Annotated in this window: 24 protein-coding genes; 4 read left to right on the top strand and 20 right to left on the bottom strand. The window is 72.0% G+C overall.

Going from position 1 to position 25,237, the window contains the following annotated elements:
• Positions 1–48: 48 nt before the first annotated feature.
• Positions 49–1,215 (top strand): glycosyltransferase family 39 protein, encoded by a 1,167-nt coding sequence (locus ACSHXN_RS31535; protein WP_438304541.1) that lies wholly within the window; start codon positions 49–51, stop codon positions 1,213–1,215.
• A 238-nt stretch (positions 1,216–1,453) separates the two neighbouring features.
• Positions 1,454–2,473: a phosphatase PAP2 family protein gene (locus tag ACSHXN_RS31530; protein ID WP_355132494.1), complete on the top strand. Its 1,020-nt coding sequence runs from the start codon at positions 1,454–1,456 to the stop codon at positions 2,471–2,473.
• Positions 2,474–2,572: 99 nt separating this feature from the next.
• On the opposite strand, the gene ACSHXN_RS31525 is transcribed toward ACSHXN_RS31530, so the two are convergent.
• From ACSHXN_RS31525 to ACSHXN_RS31505, 5 genes are all read right to left on the bottom strand, one after another.
• Positions 2,573–2,788 (bottom strand): I78 family peptidase inhibitor, encoded by a 216-nt coding sequence (locus ACSHXN_RS31525; RefSeq protein ID WP_355132493.1) that lies wholly within the window; start codon positions 2,786–2,788, stop codon positions 2,573–2,575.
• Positions 2,789–3,113: 325 nt separating this feature from the next.
• Positions 3,114–4,115 carry a helix-turn-helix transcriptional regulator gene (locus ACSHXN_RS31520; RefSeq protein WP_355132492.1) on the bottom strand — a complete coding sequence of 334 codons (1,002 nt, stop codon included), beginning with the start codon at positions 4,113–4,115 and terminating at the stop codon, positions 3,114–3,116.
• A 49-nt stretch (positions 4,116–4,164) separates the two neighbouring features.
• The gene (locus tag ACSHXN_RS31515; protein WP_438304539.1) at positions 4,165–4,989 is read right to left on the bottom strand and encodes a hypothetical protein; all 825 of its coding nucleotides are present in this window, start codon (positions 4,987–4,989) and stop codon (positions 4,165–4,167) included.
• Positions 4,986–6,233, bottom strand: a complete 1,248-nt coding sequence (locus ACSHXN_RS31510; protein ID WP_355132490.1) for a glycosyltransferase — start codon at positions 6,231–6,233, stop codon at positions 4,986–4,988. The genes ACSHXN_RS31515 and ACSHXN_RS31510 overlap by 4 nt, the downstream gene beginning before the upstream one ends.
• 452 nt (positions 6,234–6,685) lie before the next feature.
• On the bottom strand, positions 6,686–7,342 hold the full coding sequence (locus tag ACSHXN_RS31505) for a transglycosylase family protein (RefSeq protein ID WP_355132489.1): 657 nt from the start codon (positions 7,340–7,342) through the stop codon (positions 6,686–6,688).
• A 538-nt stretch (positions 7,343–7,880) separates the two neighbouring features.
• Between ACSHXN_RS31505 and ACSHXN_RS31500 the strand changes: the two genes are divergently transcribed.
• Together ACSHXN_RS31500 and ACSHXN_RS31495 are read left to right on the top strand one after the other, a co-directional pair.
• Positions 7,881–8,654, top strand: a complete 774-nt coding sequence (locus ACSHXN_RS31500; protein ID WP_059125806.1) for a hypothetical protein — start codon at positions 7,881–7,883, stop codon at positions 8,652–8,654.
• 210 nt (positions 8,655–8,864) lie between these two features.
• Positions 8,865–9,254 (top strand): hypothetical protein, encoded by a 390-nt coding sequence (locus ACSHXN_RS31495; protein ID WP_355132488.1) that lies wholly within the window; start codon positions 8,865–8,867, stop codon positions 9,252–9,254.
• Positions 9,255–9,323: 69 nt separating this feature from the next.
• Here ACSHXN_RS31495 and der read toward each other — a convergent pair whose 3' ends face one another.
• The 15 genes from der to ACSHXN_RS31420 form a co-directional block, all read right to left on the bottom strand.
• Entirely contained in the window at positions 9,324–10,802 is a 1,479-nt protein-coding gene (gene der / locus ACSHXN_RS31490) for a ribosome biogenesis GTPase Der (protein ID WP_355132487.1), read from the bottom strand.
• Positions 10,803–10,875: 73 nt separating this feature from the next.
• Complete coding sequence (locus tag ACSHXN_RS31485; protein ID WP_355132486.1) at positions 10,876–11,523, bottom strand: lysophospholipid acyltransferase family protein; 648 nt, start codon at positions 11,521–11,523, stop codon at positions 10,876–10,878.
• Positions 11,520–12,215, bottom strand: a complete 696-nt coding sequence (gene cmk / locus ACSHXN_RS31480; protein ID WP_355132485.1) for a (d)CMP kinase — start codon at positions 12,213–12,215, stop codon at positions 11,520–11,522. Before cmk ends, ACSHXN_RS31485 begins: the two co-directional genes overlap by 4 nt.
• 109 nt (positions 12,216–12,324) lie before the next feature.
• Positions 12,325–13,419, bottom strand: a complete 1,095-nt coding sequence (locus ACSHXN_RS31475; RefSeq protein ID WP_355132484.1) for a prephenate dehydrogenase — start codon at positions 13,417–13,419, stop codon at positions 12,325–12,327.
• On the bottom strand, positions 13,416–13,778 hold the full coding sequence (gene aroH, locus ACSHXN_RS31470) for a chorismate mutase (protein ID WP_115975060.1): 363 nt from the start codon (positions 13,776–13,778) through the stop codon (positions 13,416–13,418). Before aroH ends, ACSHXN_RS31475 begins: the two co-directional genes overlap by 4 nt.
• A 141-nt stretch (positions 13,779–13,919) precedes the next feature.
• On the bottom strand, positions 13,920–14,942 hold the full coding sequence (locus ACSHXN_RS31465; protein ID WP_355132483.1) for an ADP-ribosylglycohydrolase family protein: 1,023 nt from the start codon (positions 14,940–14,942) through the stop codon (positions 13,920–13,922).
• On the bottom strand, positions 14,939–15,667 hold the full coding sequence (locus tag ACSHXN_RS31460; RefSeq protein WP_355132628.1) for an NUDIX hydrolase: 729 nt from the start codon (positions 15,665–15,667) through the stop codon (positions 14,939–14,941). The genes ACSHXN_RS31465 and ACSHXN_RS31460 overlap by 4 nt, the downstream gene beginning before the upstream one ends.
• A gap of 112 nt (positions 15,668–15,779) precedes the next feature.
• Positions 15,780–16,847: a pseudouridine synthase gene (locus ACSHXN_RS31455; RefSeq protein ID WP_355132482.1), complete on the bottom strand. Its 1,068-nt coding sequence runs from the start codon at positions 16,845–16,847 to the stop codon at positions 15,780–15,782.
• Positions 16,847–17,518 carry an SMC-Scp complex subunit ScpB gene (scpB, locus tag ACSHXN_RS31450; RefSeq protein WP_355132481.1) on the bottom strand — a complete coding sequence of 224 codons (672 nt, stop codon included), beginning with the start codon at positions 17,516–17,518 and terminating at the stop codon, positions 16,847–16,849. Before scpB ends, ACSHXN_RS31455 begins: the two co-directional genes overlap by 1 nt.
• Entirely contained in the window at positions 17,515–18,942 is a 1,428-nt protein-coding gene (locus ACSHXN_RS31445) for a segregation/condensation protein A (protein WP_355132480.1), read from the bottom strand. The genes scpB and ACSHXN_RS31445 overlap by 4 nt, the downstream gene beginning before the upstream one ends.
• A 20-nt stretch (positions 18,943–18,962) precedes the next feature.
• A complete protein-coding gene (locus ACSHXN_RS31440; protein WP_438304532.1) occupies positions 18,963–19,535 on the bottom strand; it encodes a hypothetical protein in 573 nt (190 codons plus the stop codon).
• Positions 19,520–20,695, bottom strand: a complete 1,176-nt coding sequence (locus ACSHXN_RS31435) for a ParA family protein (RefSeq protein WP_355132478.1) — start codon at positions 20,693–20,695, stop codon at positions 19,520–19,522. Before ACSHXN_RS31435 ends, ACSHXN_RS31440 begins: the two co-directional genes overlap by 16 nt.
• 368 nt (positions 20,696–21,063) lie before the next feature.
• Positions 21,064–22,188: an alanine dehydrogenase gene (ald, locus tag ACSHXN_RS31430; protein WP_438304530.1), complete on the bottom strand. Its 1,125-nt coding sequence runs from the start codon at positions 22,186–22,188 to the stop codon at positions 21,064–21,066.
• A 133-nt stretch (positions 22,189–22,321) separates the two neighbouring features.
• On the bottom strand, positions 22,322–24,391 hold the full coding sequence (locus ACSHXN_RS31425) for a tetratricopeptide repeat protein (protein ID WP_438304528.1): 2,070 nt from the start codon (positions 24,389–24,391) through the stop codon (positions 22,322–22,324).
• Positions 24,392–24,583: 192 nt separating this feature from the next.
• A complete protein-coding gene (locus ACSHXN_RS31420; RefSeq protein ID WP_355132475.1) occupies positions 24,584–25,210 on the bottom strand; it encodes an NUDIX hydrolase in 627 nt (208 codons plus the stop codon).
• Positions 25,211–25,237: the final 27 nt, after the last annotated feature.

The following is a 25,237-nucleotide window of genomic DNA, read 5'->3' as shown; positions in this document are numbered from 1 at the left end:
CGAAGCCGGGCGGTCCTTCGGTTCCGTAGGGCGTCGATAATCGAGCGCGTGACCGACCTTGGAATGCGCCCGGCGCCATCCCCCACCGGCGCCGCCCGCCGGGCCGCCCCCGCTCTGGCGGGATACATGGCCGTCCGTGCCCTGGGCCTCGTCGCGCTCGCGCTGTGGAGCGCTGCACGCGGCACCAGTGCGCACACTCTGCTGACCGCCCGCTGGGACGCGCTCTGGTACACCCGGGTCGCCGACCTGGGCTACGGCTACGAGGTCCGGCTGCCCGATGGCGACGTGCACTCCAATCTCGCGTTCTTCCCGCTGCTGCCCTGGCTGGAGCGGCTCGGCGAGGCGCTGACCCCGCTGTCTTCCGCCGACGCCGGTCTGCTCGTCGCCACGCTCGCCTCGATCGCCGCTGCCTGGGGGATCTTCGCGGTCGCCGACCATGTGTACGGCAGCCGGGCCGGCTTCTGCGCGGTCCTGCTGTGGGCGGTACTGCCGGTCGGGATCGTGCAGTCGATGGCCTACAGCGAGTCCCTCTTCACGGCGCTCGCGGCCTGGTCGCTGTACGCGGTTCTCAGGGGCCGCTGGGTGACGGCGGGGGTGCTCGCGTCGCTGGCGGGGCTGACCCGTCCGGTGGGGGCGGCCGTGGTCGCCGCGGTCTGGGCGGCCGCGATCACCTCGTACGTACACGACCGGCGTACGCTGCCGGCCGGCGAAGTACCGGTCCTGCGCCGGGCCCTGGGCATGGTCCTCGCCCCCCTCGGCGCCGCCGGCTACGTCCTGTGGGTCGGCCGTCGCACCGGCAAGGGGCCGCTCGGCTACCTCGACGTGCAGGCGGGCTGGCGCAACGGCTTCGACGGCGGCTACGCCTTCGCCCGTTTCGTCGCGGGCAAGTTCAGCGCCTTCCCCTCGGCACTGGCCGGAGCGGGGCTGGTCATCGGGGTGGCACTGATCGTCTGGCTGTTCGTGGTGTGCGTGCGGCAGCGCCAGCCGCTGCCGCTGCTCGTGTACGCCGGGTTCGTCACCGCACTCGCCCTGTGCGCGTCGAGCTACTTCGGCTCGAAACCCCGTCTCCTGCTCCCCGCCTTCCCTCTGTTGCTGCCCCTGGCCCGCGCCCTCGCCCGGGTGCGTCCGGCCAGGTCGGCCGCGGTGCTCGGCGGCGTCGCAGCGGCGTCGGCCGTCTACGGAGCGTTCTGGCTGAACGGCTCCGGTCCGCCATGATCACGCGGCGACGGGCGGTGAGCGTCCGGCCAATTCCGCACCAGCATTCGGTGAACGAATAGATAAGGGCCATAAAACGGGGACCCTTGTCGATCAATGCAATTGAAGGCCGAGCCGGATCCCGATTACGGAATCCACAGAAATAAACCCGCTGTTGAGAGGAATCCCACATCACATCGTCATCACAAACCCGGTGATTCGCGCGGGTACGCACCTCACTCGCTGTAACGTCGATTGAGTGCGTACCGAACGAAAGCTGAGCCGTCTGGACCGGGTCTTCGCCCGGTTGGACCGTGAGCCGGAACGACCGACCCACATTGACGTGCCCAGGATGAGCCGCCACCGGGTGGTTCTCTTCTCGGCAACTCTCGCCTTCTACACGGCGATCGTCTGGGCCGTGGTCGTTTCCTCGTGGCTGGTCCGCCTCGACTGGCAGGTCATGTTCTTCCGGCCGTACCAGCAGTGGCCGCAGATCCACGCCTTCCTCGACTACTACGTGGTGCTGGGCCAGCGCGGCCCCACCGCCGTGATGGTCGCGGCCTGGCTGGGGTGGCGCTCCTGGCGCCAGCACACCCTTCGCCCCCTGCTCACGCTGGGCGCCGCGCTGCTTCTGCTCAACATCACGGTCGGCGCCGCCAAATACGGGATGGGCCGCCTCGGACCGCACTACGCGACCGTCATCGGATCGAACGAGATGTGGCGCGGCGGCGATATATTTCCTTCAGGACACACCGCGAACGCCGTGGTGACCTGGGGAATCCTGGCCTATCTGGCCTCGACCCCCCGAGCGAGACGCTGGCTTTCCGCGCTCTCCGCGGTGACCTCCCTCGGCGTGGGCCTGACCACGGTCTACCTCGGTACGCACTGGCTGAGCGACGTGCTCCTCGGTTGGGCAGCCGGCCTGCTGATCCTGCTGGCGCTGCCGTGGTTCGAGCCGCTCATCGCCCGTGCCGAGTCGGCCATCCTCGACCTGCGCGACCGTCGGCGCAGCAGCCGTGCGCTCCCGATGCCCCTGCCGACCCCGGTCGGTGCGGGCCGTCTCGTCCTCACCCGGCACACCTCCACGGACGCGGAGGCCGAGGTCCGGGAGCCGGTGGGCGCCACCCGGTCGACCCGGGCGCCGGTCTACCTGGCCCCCGGTCCGTACACGAGCAGGGGGGAGCGCACCCCGGTCACCCCGGTGGGCAGCCGCCGCCCGCAGCATCCGGACCGGGTCTCCCGGGGCACCACCCCCGCCCGGCCCCTGGCAGGGGGCTGAGCACCGGCGACACAGCGGGGCCGGTACGCACGACCTCCCCGCACGACGAAGGCCCCGGCTCGCACGAGCCGGGGCCTTCGCCATGGACGTCCCGGGCGGTCAGCCCTTCCAGCAGCGCCTGACCCTGCCGTCCTCGACCTCGAAGTTCAGCCGCCCGAACCGGTACTCCATGGTGATGATCGCGCCCGGCGGAAGGGAGCGGACCGTGCTCCAGCCGCGCTCACGGGCCAGCCGCTCCGCCCGGTCGGCCGCCAGGCCGACATACGACTCGGTGGAGTCGTCGGGTTCCGCTCCATGCGTGGGAATGGGTGCCATGCCGCCACGTTAGGCCGCGGTCCCGCGGCGTGGAAGTCCACAGCCGCCACTCATGTCGCGCATCCCTCTCCGGTCACGCTTCTGTCACAGAATCACGACAAGCGTTTCGGCCCCAACACCGTCACACGTACGGGGGGTTCCGCATGCGCCGGACACCCCTTCGAACGCAATTCGGAGTCCGTTCGTCCGTCGCCCGAACGGTTTCGAATAATCCACCGATAGTGCGACGCGCGCTCCGGTCTCCGGGCTCCTTTCATTCGGATTTCACGACGGCCGCGCGATCCGGTCGCGCATAAGAAATACACGGATCCAGCACAGAATCCCCCTACGCGCGCCGGGCCGGCTCCGGACCGGCGTCCCGGTGCGGACCGCGTTCGAGCGCCCGGGCCAACCGGTCCCGCGCCGCCGTGATCTTCCCGGTCAGTTCGGCGGGCTCCAGCACCTCGAACTCGAAGCCGGTCATCAGCACGTGAACCACCATCACGTCGAGGTCGGGAGCCCCGGTGAGCAGCAGGCAACTGCCGTCGGTCTCCGCCTCCAGGATCCCCGCGGACGGCGAGATCCGCTCGGCCGCCTCGTGAAGGGGCACCAGCAGCCGTACGACGGCCTGCGCGGCGTAGGCGCGGATGGAGACGCCCTTCGACACATAGGCGGCCAGGTCCTCGGCCGGAGGCGTCCGCGGGGCGAAACGCGGTCCGTGCGGCGGCTTCGGGGTGATGCGGTCGGCACGGAACGTCCGCCAGTCGTCGCGGTCCACGTCCCAGGCGACCAGGTACCAGCGGCGCTCGGTGCACACCAGGCGATGCGGCTCGACCGTCCGGCGGGTCGAGGCTCCCTCGTGGTCGCGGTACTCGAAGCGCAGCCGCTCCGTGTCCCGGCACAGGTGGGCGAGTTCGGTCAGGACGGCCGGGTCGACGGGTGAGGACCGGGGATGCAGCATCGGCACGGTGAAGGCGTTCAGGGCGCCCACCCGTCGCCTCAGCCGGCCCGGCAGGACCTGTTCGAGCTTGGCGAGGGCCCGGACGGAGGTCTCGCCGATCCCTTCGATGCCCTGCCCGGCGGCGGTGCGCAGGCCGACCGCCACGGCGACCGCCTCGTCGTCGTCGAGCAGCAGCGGCGGCAGCTCGGCGCCCGCACCGAGCTGGTATCCGCCGCCGGTGCCCGGGCTGGCGTTGACCGGGTAGCCGAGTTCCCGCAGCCGGTCGACGTCCCGGCGTACCGTGCGCGAGCTGACTCCGAGGCGTTCGGCGAGGTCGGCCCCGGACCATTCGCGGTGGGCCTGGAGCAGGGACAGCAGGCGCAGCAGTCGTGCGGAGGTCTCCAGCATGTCCCCGAGTCTGTCAGCCGTTGCGGACGGCTTTTGTCCGCAAGAGCATTCAGCCCGGTCGGTCGGTGGCGCTCACGGTCACCGAGAGATCGTTGTCGACCGTGTAGTAGGGCCAGGCCTCCACCGCGCCGTGTTCCGCCCGCACCGCGGCCCGTGGGTAGCGGAAGACGGGCTTCTTGTCCGCGACGTCGTCGAGCAGCCGCGCGATCCGCACCTGCGGCCCCTGCTCGCCGGCCGGGCGCAGCCACAGGTCCCAGATGCCGGGCGCGAGCGGCGCGTAGGGAACGGTGAAGCCGAAGTCCGCCGCGCTCCCGCTCACGTCGGCGCGCAGCACGGACCGGGGCCCGCCCCGCTCACGGACCTCGGCGTAGGCGTCCTCGGCGAGCCCCGTGCCGTACATCCGGCCCCGGACCCTCAACTCGCCCTCGCCGATGCGGAGCTCGCCCGCCTCGGCGTGCGGGGCACGCAGCCAGCTGCGGACGGCGAGGGTGCCCTGCCGGGTCGGATACGGGATGCGGACGGCGATTCTCGGAGCCGTCTCGCCGGGCGCGCGGTCCACGAGGGAGCGCAGGTCGTTGCAGCCGGGCGTCAGGTGCCGGAGCGTGCCCTCGGCGAACTGCGCGTAGGCGTCCCAGCGGCCCTCGGGCAGGTCGACGCTGCTGGGCAGGGCCGCGCGCAACCGGCCGCCCTCGGCGGGGGTCAGCGGCAGCGCGATCTCTTCGCCGTCGCCGCGGCACAGCAGCAGATGGGCCGGGCCCGGGTGGTCGATGCCCCCGATGTCGAAGGTCAGCCCACCCGCACTGTCGGCGACGCAGTCCGCGCACAGGGGCGCCGCGATGCGCTCACGGCCGGTCCCGGGGGCCTCGGTCATCATGCGGGGCGCCCCTTCCCCAGAGCGCTGCGCCCGGCGTCCAGGGCGGCCTGGGCGCCGCCGAGCAGCGTCGCCCGTGCGCGGTGCAGCGTGCCACGTCTGCGGCTGCCGCGCGGCGCGGTGGACAGGAAGAGCGACTCGTAGCGCGCGGCGATCCGGGACGGGTCGAAGCGCGCGGCGTTCCGCAGGGCCGCGGCCGCCATCCGCCGGCGCAGCGCGCCGTCGTCGATCAGCTCGAGCAGCCCCCTCGCGACGGCGTCGGCGCTGCCCGGCTCGACGAGGCGTCCGTCGACGCCGTCGTGGATGATCTCGCGCGGCCCGTGCGGGCAGTCGGTGGAGACCACGGGCAGTCCGCAGCGCATGGCCTCGACGATGGTCATGCCGAACGACTCCGTGCGCGAGGTGACGGCGGCGATGGAACCCTTGACCCACTCGGGCTCGATGGGGTGGGCGGGACCCATGAGCCAGACGTGGTTGTACAGGCCGAGGCGGTCGACGAGGGCGCGCAGTTCCTCCCTCTGCTCCCCGCCGCCGTAGATGCGCAGCCGCCAGTCGGGCCGTTCGGTGCGTACCCGGTCGAAGGCGGTGACCAGCAGGTCGTACCGCTTGACGGGGGCGAGCCGCCCGGCCGCCACCACCCATCTGGCCGAGCCGTCGGCGGGCGCGAGGGCCGGCGCGGGCACGGGGTTGGGCAGGGCCTCGACCCGGACGCCCGGCAGCCGCATCCGGGCACGGTACGCGCCGGCGTCTGCCTCGGTGGTCGTGGTGAAGGCGTCGAGACCCCGGTAGGCGCCACGCAGAACCAGGCGCAGCGCCTTGGAGTGGCTGTCGAGGGTGAGGTGCTCCTGGCCGACGCGGAGCGGGCCGCGCCGGATCTGGCGGGCCAGGTGCACGTTCAGGCCGGGGCGGGTGGCGACGACCACGTCGGCCTCGGTGGACGCGAGGTGCTCACCGATGCGGCGATCGGTGAGAAGGCTGTACTGCCGGTAGCGGCCCTCCGTACGCGGAAAGATCCGCGCGGGCCTCGCCAGCTCCCCGTGACCGCGGTCGGGGCCGTCGGCGCGCAGATCGACCAGGGACCGCAGCCGGATGCGCGGGTCGGGTGCGAAGACGGGCGCGTCGCGGTGGCGGAAGACGGAGACGATCTCCACGTCATGCTGGTCGGCCAGTGCGGTCGCAAGGTTGTACGTCGTCCGGTTCGTGCCCCCGATCCCGTACGCGTTGTGTATCAGGAAGGAGATGTGCATGCGTCCCTGGATTCCTCGTCCGTCCCCCTGTCGCCCTGTGAGACCCGGGGGTGCGGGGAACGGTTGGGCGGCCCGGCCGTGTTGTGCCCCAACGGTTGCCCCATCGGTAGCCGATGGCGGGAACCTTTCGGTCGTGGAACGCATCAGGGGTACGTACGCCGGCTGCGGTGCACCGAGGCGGGGCGCCCCTGGCCGACCCGGCCCTTCGCGTCCTCCCAGCCTGCCACGGCGGGGCGGCTCCTGCGCGTCGTCGGGGTGCGGCCGCCGGCCGGCGCATGCTCCCGGGGTCCCGAGCCCCGCCCGCACGTGCGGCGGGCCGGGGGCGGTGGTGCTCGGCGGCTGTAGGAAGTATCGAGGAGCGCGCACAGGCCGCTCCGGAGGGGCGGCGGGACGAGGACCGCGGCGGGCCCCGGCGTCACCACTGGACGCCGGGGCCCGCCGGGCCGGCACGATCAGAGCTCGAGCCGCTGCCCGGGCACGATCACATCGGGGTCACCGCCGATGACCGCCTTGTTGCGCGCGTAGAGCCGCTGCCAGGTGGTGCCGTGCCGCTCGGCGATACCGCTCAGGGTGTCGCCGCTGCGGACCGTGTAGTCACCACGGGAGGACCCGCGCCCCGTGTGTCCCGTCGAACGCTCCGGCGTCTTCGCCGGCTGCTTCGACGGAGCGGACCTGGTGGTGGCGGAACCCTTCGACGGCTTGGCCGCCGCCTGGTGGCCCGCGGTGCCGGGCGCACTTCCGGAGGCTCCGGCACGCGCCGAGCAGACGGGCCATGCGCCCCATCCCTGCGCGTGCTGCACCTTGGTGGCCACGGCTATCTGAGCCTCCCTCGAGGCCCGGTCGGCGGTCGACGCGTAGGCGGAGCCGCCGTACGCGCGCCAGGTACCGGCGGAGAACTGCAGTCCCCCGTAGTAGCCGTTGCCGGTGTTGATGTGCCAGTTCCCGCCGCTCTCGCACTGGGCGATGCGGTCCCACACCCCGCCGTCGGCCGCGGCGGCCTCACCGGTCGTGGCCAGCAGTCCCAGCGGGGCGAGCAGTGCCGCTCCGGCGAGGACCACCGTCGTACGGGTGGTGCGGGTCTTACGGGTGTTGTCGGCACATTCGGACATGTAATTCCCTCTCCACGGACCCGGGGTCCCCCAGGGCGGGACGTGCCGTCCGCGCATGGAACGCGGTCGTCACGTGCCGCCCCGCCCACCGGAAGTGATGCTGCGCGCCGACTGTGCGGCGCGGCCGGTGGACGTCCCGGGCGGTGCTCGATGCACACGGCGGAGGAATGTATGGAGATCCGTCGCCCGATTTCAACCAACTCCTAGTCATTCCAGGCCAGTTCGACGTTACCCCGGGTATCGGCAATTTTCGGCCACCCACTTCATTCGCTGATTTCCGGATTTGTCGACCACGCGCCCTGGCGATCTGTGAGTCACTTCACGGAACCAACTTCCTTACTCATCGGGACAGTTGACATGGAGTGACGGATTCCGCGGTCATGTTCACCCAGCGCATCGGATGGTTCGATTCCGTTCGCTCCCGGGCGTGACTCCGGCCACAGATCGCCCGTTGTCATCTTCATGAGCCGGGGACCCCCGGACTCATGGGCCGGGAGCCACCCGGCACGCCACGTACCACATCCCGAGGGAGCCACCCGTGCCGCGCATGCTCGACGTCAGCGACGCCGTACGCGCCGAGATCGGCGACGAAGAAGCCGACCGGCTGCTCGTCGGAGACAACGCCCCGGGCAGTTACGACTGCACCTCCTGCCGCACTCCGGGCGACTCCGAACAGGAGCGCACCAGCACCGTCCTGTTCATCGGCGACGAGACCGCCGTCCTCGCCTTCGCCCACGCCACCTGCCTGCCCTCCCAGGTGGTCCAGGTCACCGAGGAGCAGCTGCAGGGCGCCGTGCGCTCCATCACCGCCGAGGAGGGGTTCGGCACGGCCGCTCCCCAGCAGGCCGTGCTGGGCGTCACCAGCGGGCTCGTCCTGATCGCCGGGGAACTCCACCCGGCGCTCGTCGTGGAGCCGACCGCGCCCATCGTGCGCCCGGGATCGATGGGCGTCGGGGACGACTTCCTGCCGCTGCTCATCGAGCAGGGCTTCATGCCGCTGACCGTCATCGAGTCGGTGCCGCCCGTACTGCACGGCTGGTCCGTGCTGCTCGCCATGGGCCAGCTGCACGCCGTGCTCCAGCCCGGTGCGAACGGCGCCGGGCAGGTCGCCTGGTGGCAGGCGCACCAGCCGCTCCAGGTCACGGAGGGCTGGCGGGCCGCCGCCAACAAGCACCAGCAGGTGCTGATGTTCGCGGCACCGGTCGGCTCGATCGGCCGGCAGCCCCGGGAGGATCTGCTCCGCGACGCGCTGGACAAGGCCGCGGCCAACGGCAAGCTCGTCGCCGCGGCGCTGCCGCTGGCGGGGACCTGAGCCTCCGACCGGGGTGCGGGCGGGCCGCCTGCGGCCGCGGCTGCCCGCAACCCCGTCGTGGCCCGGCGGGCCGCACTCCGGACGCGGGCGGCCTCCGGCCGACCGCGCGGTTCTCCATGTCCGGACGCACCGCGTCCCGAGCCGGGCACAAGAGCCCTGAAGCGGACTAATCGACCGCATCCCTTGGGCGACAGGGTCGTTGGCACCTACGTGCACGCATATGACGTCCCCCGCCGCCGGTCCTATCAGCCGGCCCCCGCCGGGCGAGCCGACCAGGACCCCTCCGGCTCATCGGCCACGCCGATCTACGACGCGCTCTACGACGAGTACGTCAGGTCCTTCCGGGCCTTCCCGGGCGACCGCACCGGCGAGGAGGACATGGGCTTCACCGCCTTCGCCAACTCCCCGGTGAGCGCAGGCTCGTACGACACCGGCACGTATGCCTCACACCACGGCGCTCCTCAGCACGCCACCGGCCATCTGGCCGCCCACCACGGCCACTCGCCCATGGCCAACGACGTCTGGCAGCAGGTGGCCCGGCACGCCAGGGGGATGCACCACGTCCCGGCGCTGCCTCCCGCACCGCGCAGGGGGCTGTGAACCGGATACAACGGGTGAGGGGCGGCCCCGCCGGGGCCGCCCCTCACCCGTGTTCCGGCGTCTCCCGGCTCACTTCTTCCTGCCGCGCTTCTCCCGCACGCGCACGGACAGATGGATCGGCGCGCCCTCGAAGCCGAACTCCTCACGCAGCCGCCGCTCGATGAACCTGCGGTAGCCCGCCTCGATGAAGCCGGAGGCGAAGAGCACGAACCGGGGCGGCTTGGTGCCCGCCTGGGTGCCGAAGAGGATGCGCGGCTGCTTGCCGCCGCGGACGGGGTGCGGGTGCGCGGAGACCAGTTCGCCGAGGAAGGCGTTCAGACGGCCCGTCGGCACCCGGGTCTCCCAGCCCTCGATCGCAGTCTCGATCGCCGGGACCAGCTTCTCCATGTGCCGTCCGGTGCGCGCGGAGACGTTCACCCGCGGCGCCCAGGCGACCTGTCCGAGCTCGGTCTCGATCTCACGCTCGAGGTAGAAGCGGCGCTCCTCGTCGAGCGTGTCCCACTTGTTGTACGCGAGGACGAGCGCACGGCCCGCCTCCACCGCCATGGTGACGATGCGCTGGTCCTGGATCGAGATGCTCTCGGTGGCGTCGATCAGCACGACGGCGACCTCGGCCTTCTCGACGGCGGCCGCGGTGCGCAGCGAGGCGTAGTAGTCCGCGCCCTGCTGGAGGTGGACCCGCTTGCGGATGCCGGCCGTGTCGACGAACTTCCAGGTCCTGCCGCCCAGCTGGATCAGTTCGTCCACCGGGTCGCGGGTGGTGCCGGCGAGTTCGTTGACGACGACGCGCTCCTCGCCCGCGACCTTGTTCAGCAGCGAGGACTTGCCGACGTTCGGGCGGCCGATGAGGGCGATGCGGCGCGGTCCGCCGATGGCGGTGCCGAAGGTCTGGGCGGGTGCCTCGGGCAGCGCCTCCAGGACGGCGTCCAGCATGTCGCCGGTGCCGCGGCCGTGCAGGGCCGAGACCGGGTGGGGCTCGCCGAGGCCGAGGTTCCACAGATAGGCGGCGTCGGCCTCGCCGCTCTGGCCGTCGACCTTGTTGGCGGCGAGCACCACGGGCTTGCCGGCCTTGCGCAGCAGCCGGACGACCGCCTCGTCCGTGTCGGTGGCGCCGACCTTGGCGTCCACGACGAACACGACCGCGTCGGCCGCCTCGATCGCGTACTCGGCCTGCGCGGCCACCGAGGCGTCGATACCGAGGACGTCCTGCTCCCAGCCGCCGGTGTCGACGACCTTGAAGCGGCGGCCCGACCACTCGGCCTCGTAGGTGACGCGGTCGCGGGTGACGCCGGGCTTGTCCTCGACGACCGCCTCACGGCGGCCGATGATCCGGTTCACCAGAGTCGACTTGCCGACATTGGGTCGGCCGACGACCGCGAGCACGGGCAGCGGACCGTGGCCCGCCTCCTCGATCGCGCCCTCGACGTCCTCGATGTCGAAGCCCTCTTCCGCGGCAAGCTCCATGAACTCCGCGTACTCGGCGTCGCCGAGCGCCCCGTGCTCGTACTCGTGCTCGGCCGAGCCGTCGGGCTGGATCTGGTCGTTCATGAAGTCCGTACCTCGTTCATCGTGGTGATCGGTGGACCACCGCACCCGCGGTGATCCACTACTCAAGTGTCGCCTAGCGCCCGGTGAGGCGCCTGGCGGATTCCAGGTGCTCGGTGAGCTGCTTCTGGATATGCGTGGTCGCCTCGTCCAGCGCCCTGCGCGTGCGCCGCCCGCTGCCGTCGCCCGCCTCGAACGGGTCGCCGAAGACGACGTCGATGCGGCTGCGCAGCGGAGGCAGCGCCTTTATCAACCGTCCGCGCCGCTCGGCGCTTCCCAGCACCGCGACCGGCACGATCGGCGCCCCGCTGCGGACGGCGAAGTAGGCGAGTCCGGCGCGCAGCGAGGCGAAATCGCCCTCGCCCCGGGTGCCCTCGGGGAAGATGCCCAGGACTCCCCCGTTCTCGAGCACGCCCAGCGCGTCGGTGATCGCCGTGCGGTCGGTGGTCGTGCGGTCCACCTTGAGCTGGCCGATCCCCGTGAGGAAGGCGCCCAGCGGGCCGATGAACGCCTCCTTCTTGATCAGGAAGTGCGTCGCGCGGGGCGACACACCCATGACCACCGGCCCGTCGACGTTGTGGGAGTGGTTGACCGCGAGGATCGCCGGACCCGTCGCCGGGACCTTCCAGGCGCCCAGGATGCGCGGCCTGAACAGCCCGTGGATCACGCCGACGCCCAGCCGCCGTCCGGCTTCGGCGCCCCGCTCGGAGGGAGCCTCGCTCACTTCGCCGCCCGCTTCTCCTCGACGAGGGTGACGACGCACTCGATGACCTGCTGGAGCGTGAGGTCGGTGGTGTCCACCTCGACCGCGTCGTCCGCCTTGGCGAGGGGGGACGTCTTGCGGCTGGAGTCGGCCGCGTCCCGCTGGATCAGCGCCGCGCGGGTGGCGTGGACGTCGGCGCCCTTGAGCTCACCGCTGCGGCGGGCGGCGCGCGCCTCCGCGGAGGCGGTGAGGAAGACCTTCAGGTCGGCGTCGGGCAGCACGGTGGTCCCGATGTCGCGACCCTCCACGACGATGCCGCTCTGCGCCGACGCGGCGAGGGAACGCTGCAGCTCGGTGATCCGGGCCCGCACCTCGGGTACCGCGCTGACCGCGCTGACCCGGGAGGTGACCTCCTGGCCGCGGATCGGCCCGGACACGTCCACGCCGTCCACCGTGATCGTGGGCGCCGACGGGTCCGTGCCGGAGACGATCTCCGGCTTGCCCGCCACCGCCGCGATCGCCGACGCGTCCGTTATGTCGATGTTGTTGTTGACCATCCACCACGTGATCGCCCGGTACTGGGCGCCGGTGTCCAGGTAGCTCAGCCCGAGGTGCGTGGCCACGGCCTTCGAGGTGCTCGACTTGCCCGTGCCCGAGGGGCCGTCGATGGCGACAATCACTGCCGGGGCGGTCCGGGCGGCGCCGTTTTCCACGGTGAGGACACCTTCCTGGTGCGGGGTGGTGGGTACGGGCGGGACGCACAGGCGCCCCGCACAAGGTTACTGGCTCCCCGGACCCGGTATGACTGGCCGGCCCGTCGCCCTACTGGCGGATCGTCCAGCCCCGCTCCCGCAGCGCCGCGCTCAGCACCGGGGCCGCCTTCTGCTCCACCATCAGCTGGACCAGGCCCGCCTGCTGTCCCGTCGCGTGCTCGATACGGACGTCCTCGATGTTGACGCCCGCCATGCCCGCGTCCGCGAAGATACGGGCCAGCTGGCCCGGCTGGTCGCTGATCAGGACGGCGACGGTCTCGTAGGCCCGCGGCGCGCTGCCGTGCTTGCCGGGCACCCGGATCTGGCCCGCGTTGCCCCGGCGCAGCACGTCCTGGATCCCGTCGACGCCCGCCCGCCGCTTGGCCTCGTCGGACGACTGCAGGGCACGCAGGGCCCGTACGGTCTCGTCGAGGTCGGCGGCGACCTCGGAGAGCAGGTCGGCGACCGGACCGGGGTTCGCGGACAGGATGTCGATCCACATCCCGGGGTCGGACGCGGCGATCCGGGTCACGTCCCGGATGCCCTGCCCGCACAGCCGTACGGCCGCCTCCTCGGCGTGCTCCAGGCGGGCGGCGACCAGGTTCGAGACCAGGTGCGGCATGTGCGAGACCAGGGCGACCGCCCGGTCGTGACCGTCGGCATCCATCACGACGGGCACGGCACGACAATGCGAGACCAGTTCCAGGGCGAGGTTCAGCACCTCGGTGTCGGTGTCCCGGGTCGGGGTGAGCACCCAGGGGCGGCCCTCGAAGAGGTCCCCGGTGGCGGCCAGCGGTCCGGACTTCTCACGGCCGGACATGGGATGCGAGCCGATGTACCTCGACAGGTGGGCCGGGTCGAGACCGAGCGCCTCCAGTTCGCGGCGCGGGCCGCCCTTGACGCTGGCCACGTCGAGGTAGCCGCGCCCGAGGCCGCGCCGCATGGCGTCGGCGAGCCCGGCGGCGACGTGCGCGGGCGGGACCGCCACGATCACCAGGTCGACGGGGCCCTCGGGCTCCTCGTCGGTGCCGGCGCCGAGGACGGCCGCCGTACGGGCCTGCTCGGGGTCGTGGTCGCGCAGGTGCACGGTGACGCCGCGGGCGGCGAGTGCCAGGGCCGCCGAGGTGCCGATGAGCCCCGTGCCGATGACGAGTGCGGATCTCACTGGGCGATGTCCTTGCGCAGGGCGGCGGCGGCACCGAGGTAGACGTGCACGATGTCGGCGCGGGGCTTGTCGGACTCGATGTGGGCGAGGATACGGACGACCCGGGGCATCGCGCCCTCGACGTCCAGCTCCTGGGCGCAGATCAGCGGGACGTCGACGATGCCGAGCTTGCGGGCCGCGGCCGCCGGGAAGTCGCTGTGCAGATCGGGGGTGGCGGTGAACCAGATGCTGATCAGCGCGTCGGCGGTGAGGCCGTTCCGCTCCAGGACGGCGGTGAGCAGGGCGCCGACCTGCTCACTCATGTGCCCGGCCTCGTCCCTTTCGAGTTGGACGGCGCCCCGGACCGCTCGTACCGCCACGGTGATGCTCCTCGCTGATGGACGGAAACCTCTGGTCACACCAGCGTAGTCAGCCCGGGACGCGCTCCGGCGCGGCGCCCGTCCGGCGAGACGCGCCGCGCCGCCGTACGAGCGCCCGCGGCTGTGGATCCGGCCGCCCGCTCACACGTCCCAGAGGGCCCCGAGCGTCTGCAGTTCGCCCCCGTACTCGATGCGGTCCGCCCACTCCCGCGGCCAGGCCTCGGAGCCGAGGTGGGCACCCGCGAAGGCCCCCGTCAGGCAGGCGATCGAGTCGGAGTCGCCGGAGGTGCAGGCGGCCCGGCGCAGTGCGGTGACCGGCTGGTCGGGGAACAGCAGGAAGCACAGCAGACCGGTGGCGAGGGCCTCCTCCGCGATCCACCCCTCGCCGGTCGCCAGGCAGGGGTCGGTCTCGGGCGACACGGTCGCCACGGCGGCCTGGAGGCGGTCGAGGATCTCCAGGCACTCGTCCCAGCCGCGGGCGATGAAGTGCTCCGCGCTGGGGTCCTGGGCACGGGTCCACAGATCGCCGAGCCACGGCTCGTGGTAGCGGCTGCGGTTCTCGTACGCGTACGACCGCAGCAGCCCGACCAGTCCGGCCGGCTCGGCGCCCTGGACGAGCAGCCGTATCGCGTGGGCGGTGAGGTCGGAGGCGGCGAGCGCCGTGGGGTGGCCGTGGGTGAGCGCTGCCTGCATCTGGGCGGCTCCGGCGCGCTGTTCGTCGCTGAGCCCCGGGGCGAGTCCGACGGGCGCCACGCGCATGTTGGCCCCGCAGCCCTTGGAGTCGATCTGGCTCGCCTCCTGCCAGGGCCTGCTCTCGTCGTTCAGCAGGTTGCAGGCGACGAGGCAGGTCCGGCCGGGTGCCCGGTTGTTCTCCGGGGAGTGGTACCAGTCGACGAACTCCTCGCGCACCGGCCCCTCCATCCGCTTCGGCGCCAGGACCCCGCGGTCCATGGCCGTCCGAAGCCCGCGCCCGAGCGCCAGCGTCATCTGGGTGTCGTCGGTGACGATCGCCGGCTTCGGCAGCTCCATCCCCCGCCACGGCCCGCACTTGGCGAGGATCGAGGGCACGTCGTTGAACTCGGTCGGGAAACCGAGCGCGTCACCGAGGGCGAGTCCGATCAGGGATCCGGTGGCGGCGTGCTTGGCGAGGGCGGTGGCGGTCATGAGGGCCGTCCTTCCGTGGCGGGGCGGAGCAGGGGCGGGTGCAGGGCGGTGGCGGTGCCCGCGCGGTAGAGCGCGGCGGGCTTGCCGCGGCCGCCGGTGAGCCGGGCGGCGCCCGGGACCGGTTCGACGAAGCCTGGGGTGGCGAGGACCTTGCGCCGGAAGTTGGGACGGTCGAGCGCCGTGCCCCAGACGGTCTCGTAGACCTGCTGCAGCTCTCCGAGCGTGAACTCGGGCGGGCAGAAGGCCGTGGCGAGGCAGGAGTACTCCAGCTTGGCGCCGACCCGTTCATGGGCGTCGACGAGGATCCGGTCGTGGTCGAAGGCGAGCGGACCGGCCGCTTCGTACGGCAGCCAGCGGGCCTGCGCCGCGTCGCCGCCACCGTGCGGCTCGGGAGGGTCGGGCAGCAGGGCGGCGAAGGCGACGGAGACGACCCGCATCCGGGGATCGCGGTCGGGGTCGCTGTAGGTGCGCACCTGCTCGAGGTGGAGCCCGGAGACGTCCGCGAGGCCGGTCTCCTCGGCGAGCTCCCGCCGGGCGGCCTCCTCCGCGGACTCCTGCGGCCGCACGAAGCCGCCGGGCAGCGCCCAGCGGCCCGCATAGGGCTGCTGTCCGCGTTCCACGAGCAGGACGTGGAGCCGGCCCGCCCGGACGGTCAGGACGGCCAGGTCCGCGGTGACACCGAAGGGCTCATGGGCGTACTTGTCGTAGCCCGGCACGGTCCCCATGACCCCCACCCCCTTTATGGTCGACATGACTCTAATGGCGGATGGGGTTCGCGCACAAGAAGAAGGCCGGTTCCCGTCACACGGGAACCGGCCGCTTCGACGAGCCCGGGGCCTAGAGGTCGACTTCCTTCATCAGCATCCCGACCTCGGTGTTCGACAGCCGGCGCAGCCAGCCCGACTTCTGGTCGCCGAGGGTGATCGGGCCGAAGGCCGTCCGCACCAGCTTGTCGACCGGGAACCCGGCCTCCGCGAGCATGCGGCGCACGATGTGCTTGCGGCCCTCGTGCAGGGTCACCTCGACGAGGTAGTTCTTGCCGGTCTGCTCGACCACCCGGAAGTGGTCCGCGCGCGCGTACCCGTCCTCGAGCTGGATGCCGTCCTTGAGCTTCTTGCCCAGGTCGCGCGGGATGGGGCCCACGATGTGCGCGAGATAGGTCTTCTTCACGCCGTACCTGGGGTGGGTCAGCCGGTGTGCCAGCTCGCCGTGGTTGGTGAGCAGGATGACGCCCTCGGTCTCGGTGTCGAGCCGGCCGACGTGGAAGAGCCGGGTCTCGCGGTTGGTGACGTAGTCCCCGAGGCACTGGCGCCCCTCCGGGTCCTCCATGGTGGAGACGACACCGGCCGGCTTGTTCAGCGAGAAGAACTGGTACGACTGCGTGGCCACGGTCAGCCCGTCCACCCGGATCTCGTCCTTCTCCGGGTCGACCCGCAGCCCCTGCTCGGTGACGATCTCGCCGTTGACCTCGACCCGGGCCTGCTCGATCAGCTCCTCGCAGGCGCGTCGGGAGCCGTACCCGGCACGCGCGAGCACCTTCTGCAGACGCTCGCCCTCCGCCTCGGCGCCCGGGAAGGTCTTGGGCAGCTTGATGTCCTTCTTGCCTGCGTACCGCTCGCGGTTGCGCTCCTCGGCCCGGGTCTCGTACTCGCGCGAGCGCGCGGGCGCCGTGCGGCCCCCGTCACGCTGCTGCGACTGCTTGGGACCGCCCTTGGAGCCGCCGCGCGCAGTGGTGCCGCGCCCGGACTTGGGGCCGTCCTTGGAGGCGCCGGGGCCCACGTCGTAGCGGCGCTCCTCCGGCCGGGGCTTACGGGGGCGGCCCCCACCCTGCCTCTCGTCCCTGCTGTTGCCGGCACCGCGGTAGTTGCCGCGCCCGTCGTTCCTGCCGCTGCCGCTGCTTCGCATCAAAATTCCGTCGTCGTGTTCGTCGGGTGATCGCCGTCCGGGTCCGGAGCATCAAGAGCATCCGGGTCGAACGACGGAACGCCCTCCTGGGTCTCGGCCTCGATCGCCTCCGCCTCCGGGAGGAAGGGCGCGAGTTCCGGAAGCTCGTCCAGGCCGCGCAGGCCCATCCGCTCCAGGAAGTAGTTCGTCGTCCTGTACAGGATCGCACCTGTTTCGGGTTCCGCGCCCGCCTCTTCGACCAGACCCCGTTGGAGCAGGGTGCGCATGACCCCGTCGCAGTTGACTCCGCGGACCGCCGAGACGCGGCTGCGGCTGACCGGCTGGCGGTACGCGACCACCGCCAGGGTCTCCAGGGCGGCCTGGGTGAGCCGGGCCTGCTGGCCGTCCAGCACGAAGCGTTCCACGGCCGGGGCGTACTCGGCCCGGCTGTAGAAGCGCCAGCCGCCCGCGACGAACCGCAGCTCGAAGCCACGTCCCTGCACGGTGTACTCGTCGGCGAGCTCGCGCAACGCGTCGGCGATGTGCCGCCGGGGCCGTTCGAGGATCTTCGCCAGATGCTCCTCGGTGGCGGGCTCGTCCACGACCATCAGGACGGCCTCCAGGGCGGGCTTGAGGTCGAGGCCGGCCACCGCGGCCAGGCCGGCCGGAACCTCCACGGTGTCCTCGCTCACACCTTCTCCTCCGTCTTCGCGCCGTTCCTGCCGGGATCCGTCTTCGTGCCGCCGGCCTTGGCTTCGGGGTCCTCGGGCGGCCGGTCGAACTCGTCCGTCACCACCGGCGCCTGGTCCCCGTCCCCACCGGTCCAGCGCACCATCAGCTCGCCGAGCGCGTCCTCCTGCTCCAGCGCCACGGCCTTCTCCCGGTACAGCTCCAGCAGGGCCAGGAAGCGCGCGACGACCGTGAGGGTGTCCTCGCTGTCCGCCACGAGCACGCGGAAGCTGGCCTCGCCGAGTTCCCGCAGCCGGGCGACCACGATCCCGGCCTGCTCCTGCACGGAGACCAGCGGGGCGTGGATGTGGTCCACGTAGACCTGGGGTTTGGGCTTGGGCTGCATCGCCTTGACGGCGAGTCGGGCGAAACCCTCGGGTCCGATGCTGATGACGACCTCGGGCAGCAGCTCGGCGTGCTGGGGTTCGAGGCCGACGGTGCGGGGGTAGCGCCGTGCCTCGTCCTCGGTCCGCCGATGGAAGATCTCGGCGATCTGCTTGTAGGCGCGGTACTGGAGGAGCCGAGCGAACAGCAGGTCGCGGGCTTCCAGCAACGCGAGGTCGGCCTCGTCCTCGACCTCTGCGGCGGGCAGCAACCGCGCCGCCTTGAGATCGAGCAGGGTCGCGGCGACCACGAGGAACTCGGTGGTCTCGTCGAGGTTCCAGTCCGGCCCCATCGCCCGGATGTGCCCCATGAACTCGTCGGTCACCCTGGACAGCGCGACCTCGGTGACGTCGAGCTTGTGCTTCGAGATCAGCTGGAGGAGCAGGTCGAAGGGGCCCTCGAAGTTCGACAGCCGTACCTTGAAGACACCGTCATCGGGCTGCGGACCGTCCGAGGGTTCGACGGGGGCGTCCGCCGGCTCGGCAACGACGTCCGGCGCATCGGCCGGGGAACCGGGCTCCGGCACGGCGGTGCGGGCCGACCGCGCAGGTGCGGCCGACGTCACCCGGTCCGATCCGGCCTCGTCCTCCGGGGTCGCGGTGACCGCCGACGCCTCGGGCGACTCGGGCCCCGGTCCGGCCTCGGCCCCTTGCTCGGCGGTCGCATCCGGGGAGGCCTCTTCGGACCCGTCCGTCTCGCCGGCCGGTTCGTACGGGCCGCTGTCCTCGGGCCCCTCCGCAGGCCCGGCCCCGTCGCGGGCCGGACGACCCTCGGCCGACGGCTCCCCGGTTGCGGGCTGCGGAGCCGCCACGGGCTCCTCGAACACGGTGTCCGGCTCGGAAACCGCTGTGGGTGGTGTTCCTTCGGGAGCGTCCGCTCCCGGCAGCGCTACGGGCTCCTCCTCGACCACGGGCGCGACCGGGGCGGTCCCCGGCCCGCGTCCCAGCGCACGCCGACGGCCGACCGGGCCGGTGCTGGGAGTGGAGCCGTCGTACGAGGTCATAGCCGTCGCAGGCTACCTGCTTACCGTCCCCGCAGCCGACGCACGAGGATACTGGCGTCCCCGCGGGACTCCAGATCCGCGAGCACCACCGCAACCGCCTCACGCACGATCCGCCCGCGGTCGACCGCGAGCCCGTGCTCGCCCCGGAGCACAAGACGCGCGTGCTCGAGGTCCATCAGCTCCTCCGCGGACACGTACACGGTGATCTTCTCGTCGTGCCGTTCACGCCCGCTGGGCCGCCGGCCCCCGGCCGCACGCCCCCGCTTGCGCGGCTGAGCGGCCGCCGGACCCTCCTGCGACGCCCCCTGACGCCGCGCGGGCCGCTCAGCGGCGGCGGACCGCGTACGGGACTCACCCGTCTCCGTCTCGACCGCGTCCGCCGCGACGTGCTCATCGCCCTCGCCGTCGCCGCCCTGCACGGGCACCGACGGCGGCGCGTCCTCCGCCGCAGCCGCGGGATCGCTCTCGCCCGCGGGAGCCGGCACCCGGGCCTCGCCGTTGGCCGGGCGCCTGGGGGTGGACGCCTGGAGCGCCATTCCCCCGGTGGTACGAAACAGTTCGTCGGCCCCGGGCAGACTCACTCGGCGTGACACCGGGCGAGCACCTCCCTGGCGAGCTGGCGATAGGCGGCGGCACCGACGGAGTTGGAGGCGTACGTGGTGATCGGCTCACCGGCCACCGTGGTCTCCGGGAAGCGCACGGTCCGGCCGATGACCGTGTGGTACACGTGGTCGTCGAACGCCTCGACGACACGCGCGAGGACCTCACGGCTGTGCACGGTCCGGGAGTCGTACATCGTGGCCAGGATGCCGTCGAGCTCCAGCTCCGGGTTGAGCCGCTCCTGGACCTTCTCGATGGTCTCGGTGAGCAGCGCGACACCACGCAGGGCGAAGAACTCGCACTCCAGCGGCACGATCACCTTGTGTGCGGCGGTGAGCGCGTTCACGGTGAGCAGACCGAGCGAGGGCTGACAGTCGATCACGATGTAGTCGTAGTCGGGCATCAGCGGCTTCAGCGCACGCTGCAGCGTCGACTCGCGCGCGACCTCCGACACCAACTGGACCTCGGCCGCCGACAGGTCGATGTTGCTCGGCAGCAGATCCATGTTCGGGACCGCGGTCTTCAGCAGGACCTCGTCCGCGGACATGCCCCGCTCCATGAGCAGGTTGTAGACGGTGAGGTCGAGCTCCATGGGGTTGACGCCGAGACCCACGGACAGCGCGCCCTGCGGGTCGAAGTCGACGAGCAGCACCCGGCGGCCGTACTCCGCCAGCGCGGCACCCAGATTGATGGTCGACGTCGTCTTGCCGACGCCGCCCTTCTGGTTGCACATCGCGATGATCTTCGCGGGGCCGTGATCGGTCAGCGGGCCCGGGATGGGGAAGTACGGCAGCGGGCGCCCCGTCGGGCCGATGCGCTCGCGGCGCTGGCGGGCCGCGTCGGGCGCGAGCGTGGCCGCGTACTCGGGATCGGGCTCGTATTCCGCGTCGGGGTCGTAGAAGTGCCCGTCGGGCAGTTCGTCGTAGTCGGCGAAGTGGTTGTGGACCCCGCCACTTCCGTTGCCGGCCATGGCGTTCACGTGTTGGCCATCCAAGCTCTGATGTGCTGTCTGAGTCAGGCGAGGGCTCTGGCTCCGGTGGGCAGCGAAGGTACGGACAGCGACGGAGCCGACAGCCTCGAGCCCCGTGGGGACCGTGCCCCGCGCAGGCGTTCCTGGTTGACCACCCCCGGGAGAAAATGTCGACTCATTCACAAGTCGTCTTACCTCCTTGGTGACCAGGGGACTTCTAGATAGGTCAGCGTGGCACCATGCCGACGGTTGGCGACTCTATGGCGTGTCGGCGGTCCGCAGCAACACAATCCGCCGGACCCGGCCCGATGTGTCGGCAATGAAACATCCTGCTGTCAAGGGTGTCCGGGCACCGTTCGCCAGGTTTCACCGGTGTGCGAAACGGTTAAAGAGTTGCGTTCGAGGCGAGTTGAACGAGTGTCGCAAAGTGACCATACACACATCCGGCCGGACCTTGTCGGGCAAGGTCCGGCCGGATGCTCGGCGTTGACGAGGCGGGTTGACCTGCCGCCCTGCAGCTGCTGGCCGACACGCCAGGGGCCGTGGCGGGACTAGCCGAGGAGGGTCTCGAGGTCCACGTGGTCCAGCCCGTGCGCCTCGGCGACCTCCTTGTAAACGACCTGGCCGTCATGGGTGTTGAGGCCCCTGGCCAGCGCGGCGTCGCGGCGCAGCGCCTCGACCCAGCCGCGGTTGGCGAGCTCCACGATGTAGGGCAGCGTGGCGTTGGTCAGCGCGTAGGTGGAGGTGTTCGGGACGGCGCCGGGCATGTTGGCGACGCAGTAGAAGACCGACTCGTGGACCTTGAAGGTCGGCTCCGCGTGGGTGGTGGGCCGGGAGTCCTCGAAGCAGCCGCCCTGGTCGATCGCGATGTCGACAAGGACACTTCCCGCCTTCATTCGGGAGACGAGCTCGTTGGTGACCAGCTTCGGGGCCTTGGCGCCCGGGATGAGGACGGCGCCGACGACGAGGTCGGCCTCGAGGCAGGCCTTCTCCAGTTCGAAGGCGTTGGAGACGACCGTCTGGATCTTCGTGCCGAAGATCTTGTCCGCCTCCTTGAGCTTGTTGATGTCCTTGTCGAGCAGGGTGACGTGGAAGCCCAGGCCGATGGCGATCTGCGCGGCGTTCCAGCCGGACACGCCACCGCCGATGACGACGGCCTTGCCGGCCGGCACACCCGGGACACCGCCGGGCAGCACACCACGGCCGCCGTTCGCCGCCATGAGGTGATAGGCGCCGACCTGCGGGGCCAGCCGGCCGGCGACCTCGGACATGGGGGCGAGCAGCGGGAGCGCGCGGTTCCGCAGCTCGACCGTCTCGTACGCGATGGCCGTGGTCCCGGACTCCAGCAGGGCGTCCGTGCACTCCTTGGAGGCGGCCAGGTGCAGGTAGGTGAAGAGGATCTGGTCCTTGCGCAGGCGGTGGTACTCCTCGGCGACCGGCTCCTTCACCTTGAGCAGCAGGTCGGCGGTGGCCCAGACCTCGTCGGCGGTGTCCAGGATCTGCGCACCCGCGCTGATGTACTCCTCGTCCGGGATCGAGGAGCCGACGCCGGCGTTCCGCTCGACGACGACCTGGTGACCGTTGCGCACCAGCTCGTGCACGCCGGCGGGGGTGATGGCCACCCGGAACTCGTTGTTCTTGACCTCGCGGGGGATGCCGACCTTCACGTCGATCACGGTCCTTGGCTCAGAGAATGGGGGCATTGCAAGACATACCCGGACGTGCAGCGGCACATCAGGAGACACCGCAGGAGACGCGCGGCAGAGCCAGTCTAATGAAGGCCTTGCCCGTGTCTAGCCTTTCATTGCATCAATCTTCAGCTGATGGACCGCGGATTTCGTAGGCGTTAGCCTCCTGTTCCGGCTCTGCCGCGTCCTCGTGGGCCTCCTCGTCCAGCATGCGTTCGGCCGTCCCGCGGTGGAGACGGGCGGCCGCCGGGTCGCCGAGGCGCTCCAATGTGTCGGCCAGTCTGAGCTGCAGCGCCGCCTGAAGCCGTACGTCCTCGGCGCGGCGCGCCCACTCGACGGCCTCCTGGCAGGTGACCAGCGACTCCTCGGGCCGGCCGGCGTACTCCTGAACCCTCGCCAGCTCGCTCAACGCCCGGGCGTGGGCGGCCACATCGCCGCTTCTGCGGTGCCCCGCGACCGCGGCACGCCACTGGCGCTGCGCCTCGCCGTAGCGGCCCGCGTACGTGTGCACGGCGCCGAGGCGGCCGTAGAGCCGGGCCGCGTGCGCGCGCTCGTCCCGGGCGAGCCGGTGGGCGAGCGCCCGGCCGTACCAGTCGGCCGCCCGGTCGTAGTCCCCCAGCTCCTGGTGCGCGCCGGCTACGGATTCCATTGCGCGGGCCGTCGCATACGGGTCGTTTCCCCGCCGTGCGGCATCCAGCGCGGCCCGGTAGCGGGGCAGCGCCTCCGCCGTCCGGCCGGTCTGCACGTCCAGGTCCGCCAGGTTCAGCAGGGCCGCCGACTGCTCGCGGGGCAGGTCCCGGCGCTCGGCGACGTCCAGGACGAGCCGGTGGATGCCGTACAGCTCGGGGGCGGCGGCCCGGGTGCCGAAGTGCGCGACCATGGCCCTCACCAGCGCGGCCATGAGCCGGCGGGCCAGCGTGTCCAGCTCACCGTCGGCGACCGCGAGACGGGCCGCGGCCAGCAGCGCGGGCTGCCGGACGCGCAGCCATTCCTCGGCCGCGCGGGGGGTCGCGAAGCGCAGGGCCTTGGGCAGCCCGGCGAGCTTCTCGCGGGCCTGCGGACTGTCGGTCTCGGTGATCGCGCGGCAGGACTGGAGCAGCCGTACGGTCCGCTCCAGCATCCGCGCCCGGGCCAGCTGCAACTCGGCCGGGCGGTCCTGGCTCTCGCTGCGGGCGCGGAGCAGGGGGTGCAGACAGCCGGGGATCTCGAACAGCGGCAGGGCGGCGTCGACGGGCCGCAGGAACCCGAGCGCCGCGAAGTCGTCGAGGACGGCCCGGGCGTCCTCCACCGAGCAGCCGGCCAGTGCGGAGGCGGTGTGCGGATCGACGAGGCCGAGGGGGGCGAGGTGGAGCAGCCGCAGCATCCGCTGGGCGGTGCCCGGCAGTCCCGCGTACGCGAGCCGGAAGACCCGGTCCGGTGCCGGCCCGTCGTCTCCCTCGGCGCGCAGCTGCTTGGCCAGGTCGGCGACGCCGGCCTTGGGGCGGGCACCCAGCCAGCCGCCGGCCAGGACGAGCGCGGCGGGCTGGCCGGCGCACTCCTCCACAAGACCCTCGGCGGCACGCGGGTCGACGGTGATGCGCACCGATCCGGTGAACCGGGTGAGGAGATCCAGCGCGGACTTGGTGTCGAGTCCGCCGAGTGTGCAGGGGCGCACGTCCGCGATCCCGGTCAGCGGCCCCTTGGAGACGGCCACGACCAGGCAGTCGGGCGCATCCGGCAGCAGGGCGTCGACCTGCTCCGCGGTCACCGCGTCGTCGAGCAGGAGCAGCACCCGGCGTCCGGCCAGGCCCTCGCGCAGCGCCTCGGTCAGATCGTCCTCGCCGGCCCCGGGCGGGGCCGGCAGGTCGAGGACCGTCAGCAAGGCGCGGGCGGTGCGCTCGGACGGTACGGGGGTGCCGTCGGGCTCACTGAGCCGGGCCCGCAGCACGCCGTCCCGGTAACGGTGTGCGACCCGGCGCACCAGTTCCTCGGCGAGCGCCGTGCGGCCGTAACCGGAGCGTCCTGCGATGAGCAGCACACGGGCACGGGGTGCCTTGCGGCCGGAGAGAGTGTCCAGGCCCGCCCGCTCGATATCGAGCAGGAGTTCCTTCAACTCCCGTGTGCGACCGAGGAACTGACCGTCCGTGGTGGGGGGACGCCGCTCGCCCTCCGACAGCTCGACGCCCCTTGCGTCCACCGCCTGATCCGCCACGGGCCACGCTCCCGTCCCACTGCGCACACGGGCCCGCCGGGCCTTGGGGCGGGTCGTTCCCAGAGCCTAGTTCACGCTCTGCGACGATCCGGGCCGAGCAGGGCAGGCACGTCCCCCGATCGGATCAGGCGATCGTACGACCGGCGCTGTCGGAGGGGTGCCTGCCCGTGAATGGGCCGGTTCCTCGCGTTCTCAGGACTCGAACGGCCGAGCGGGCCACGGCGCCTCGGCCGGGCGCAGGGCGTCCAGACCGTCGCCGTTCCGCGCGGCGACCAGCGAGAGGACGCCCACCACGAGGCAGTTGTTGTGCAGGTCGCCTGCCAGCACGCCCCGCACGAGGTCCTGGAGCGGGATCCGGGCCAGCTCCATGTCGGCCTCCTCGTCCTCCACCTCGAAGCGCCGGCCCTCGGCCTCGGACAGACCACGGGCGAGGAAGACCCGCACGGCCTCGTCGCAGCCGCCGGGGGTGGTGTAGACGTCGGTCAGCACCCGCCAGTCCTCGGCCTTGACGTGCGCCTCCTCGTACAGCTCGCGCTGGGCGGCGTGCAGCGGGTTCTCGCCGGGAATGTCGAGAAGCCCGGCCGGGATCTCCCAGAGCTTGTGGCGCACGGGGTGGCGGTACTGGCGGATGACCAGCACGCGGTCCTCGTCGTCCAGGGCGAGCACGGCCACCGAACCGGGGTGCACCTGGTAGTCGCGGCGGGCGACCGAACCGTCGGGCATCACCACGTCGTCGGTGCGGACGGAGGTCTTCTTGCCGACGAACGGGGTGTCGCTCGCCCTGACCTCCCACTCCTCGGGGGTGTCCTTGATCGTCATGTCGCCCTGTTCCTCCCACGCCCTTGC

The organism is Streptomyces sp. HUAS TT11 (assembly GCF_051553595.1).
GTDB lineage: Bacteria > Actinomycetota > Actinomycetes > Streptomycetales > Streptomycetaceae > Streptomyces.
This window is presented reverse-complemented; position numbering and strand designations above follow the sequence as displayed.

Excerpts from the sequence above, each read along its gene's own strand:
- ACSHXN_RS31460 (WP_355132628.1), bottom strand. The coding sequence starts at position 15,667 with ATGGGGACCGTGCCGGGCTACGACAAGTACGCCCATGAGCCCTTCGGT.
- ACSHXN_RS31445 (WP_355132480.1), bottom strand. The coding sequence starts at position 18,942 with ATGACCTCGTACGACGGCTCCACTCCCAGCACCGGCCCGGTCGGCCGT.
- der (WP_355132487.1), bottom strand. The coding sequence starts at position 10,802 with ATGAACGACCAGATCCAGCCCGACGGCTCGGCCGAGCACGAGTACGAG.
- ACSHXN_RS31525 (WP_355132493.1), bottom strand. The coding sequence starts at position 2,788 with ATGGCACCCATTCCCACGCATGGAGCGGAACCCGACGACTCCACCGAG.
- ACSHXN_RS31455 (WP_355132482.1), bottom strand. The coding sequence starts at position 16,847 with ATGCGAAGCAGCGGCAGCGGCAGGAACGACGGGCGCGGCAACTACCGC.
- ACSHXN_RS31510 (WP_355132490.1), bottom strand. The coding sequence starts at position 6,233 with ATGCACATCTCCTTCCTGATACACAACGCGTACGGGATCGGGGGCACG.
- ACSHXN_RS31520 (WP_355132492.1), bottom strand. The coding sequence starts at position 4,115 with ATGCTGGAGACCTCCGCACGACTGCTGCGCCTGCTGTCCCTGCTCCAG.
- ACSHXN_RS31465 (WP_355132483.1), bottom strand. The coding sequence starts at position 14,942 with ATGACCGCCACCGCCCTCGCCAAGCACGCCGCCACCGGATCCCTGATC.
- ACSHXN_RS31420 (WP_355132475.1), bottom strand. The coding sequence starts at position 25,210 with ATGACGATCAAGGACACCCCCGAGGAGTGGGAGGTCAGGGCGAGCGAC.
- ACSHXN_RS31515 (WP_438304539.1), bottom strand. The coding sequence starts at position 4,989 with ATGATGACCGAGGCCCCCGGGACCGGCCGTGAGCGCATCGCGGCGCCC.
- ACSHXN_RS31505 (WP_355132489.1), bottom strand. The coding sequence starts at position 7,342 with ATGTCCGAATGTGCCGACAACACCCGTAAGACCCGCACCACCCGTACG.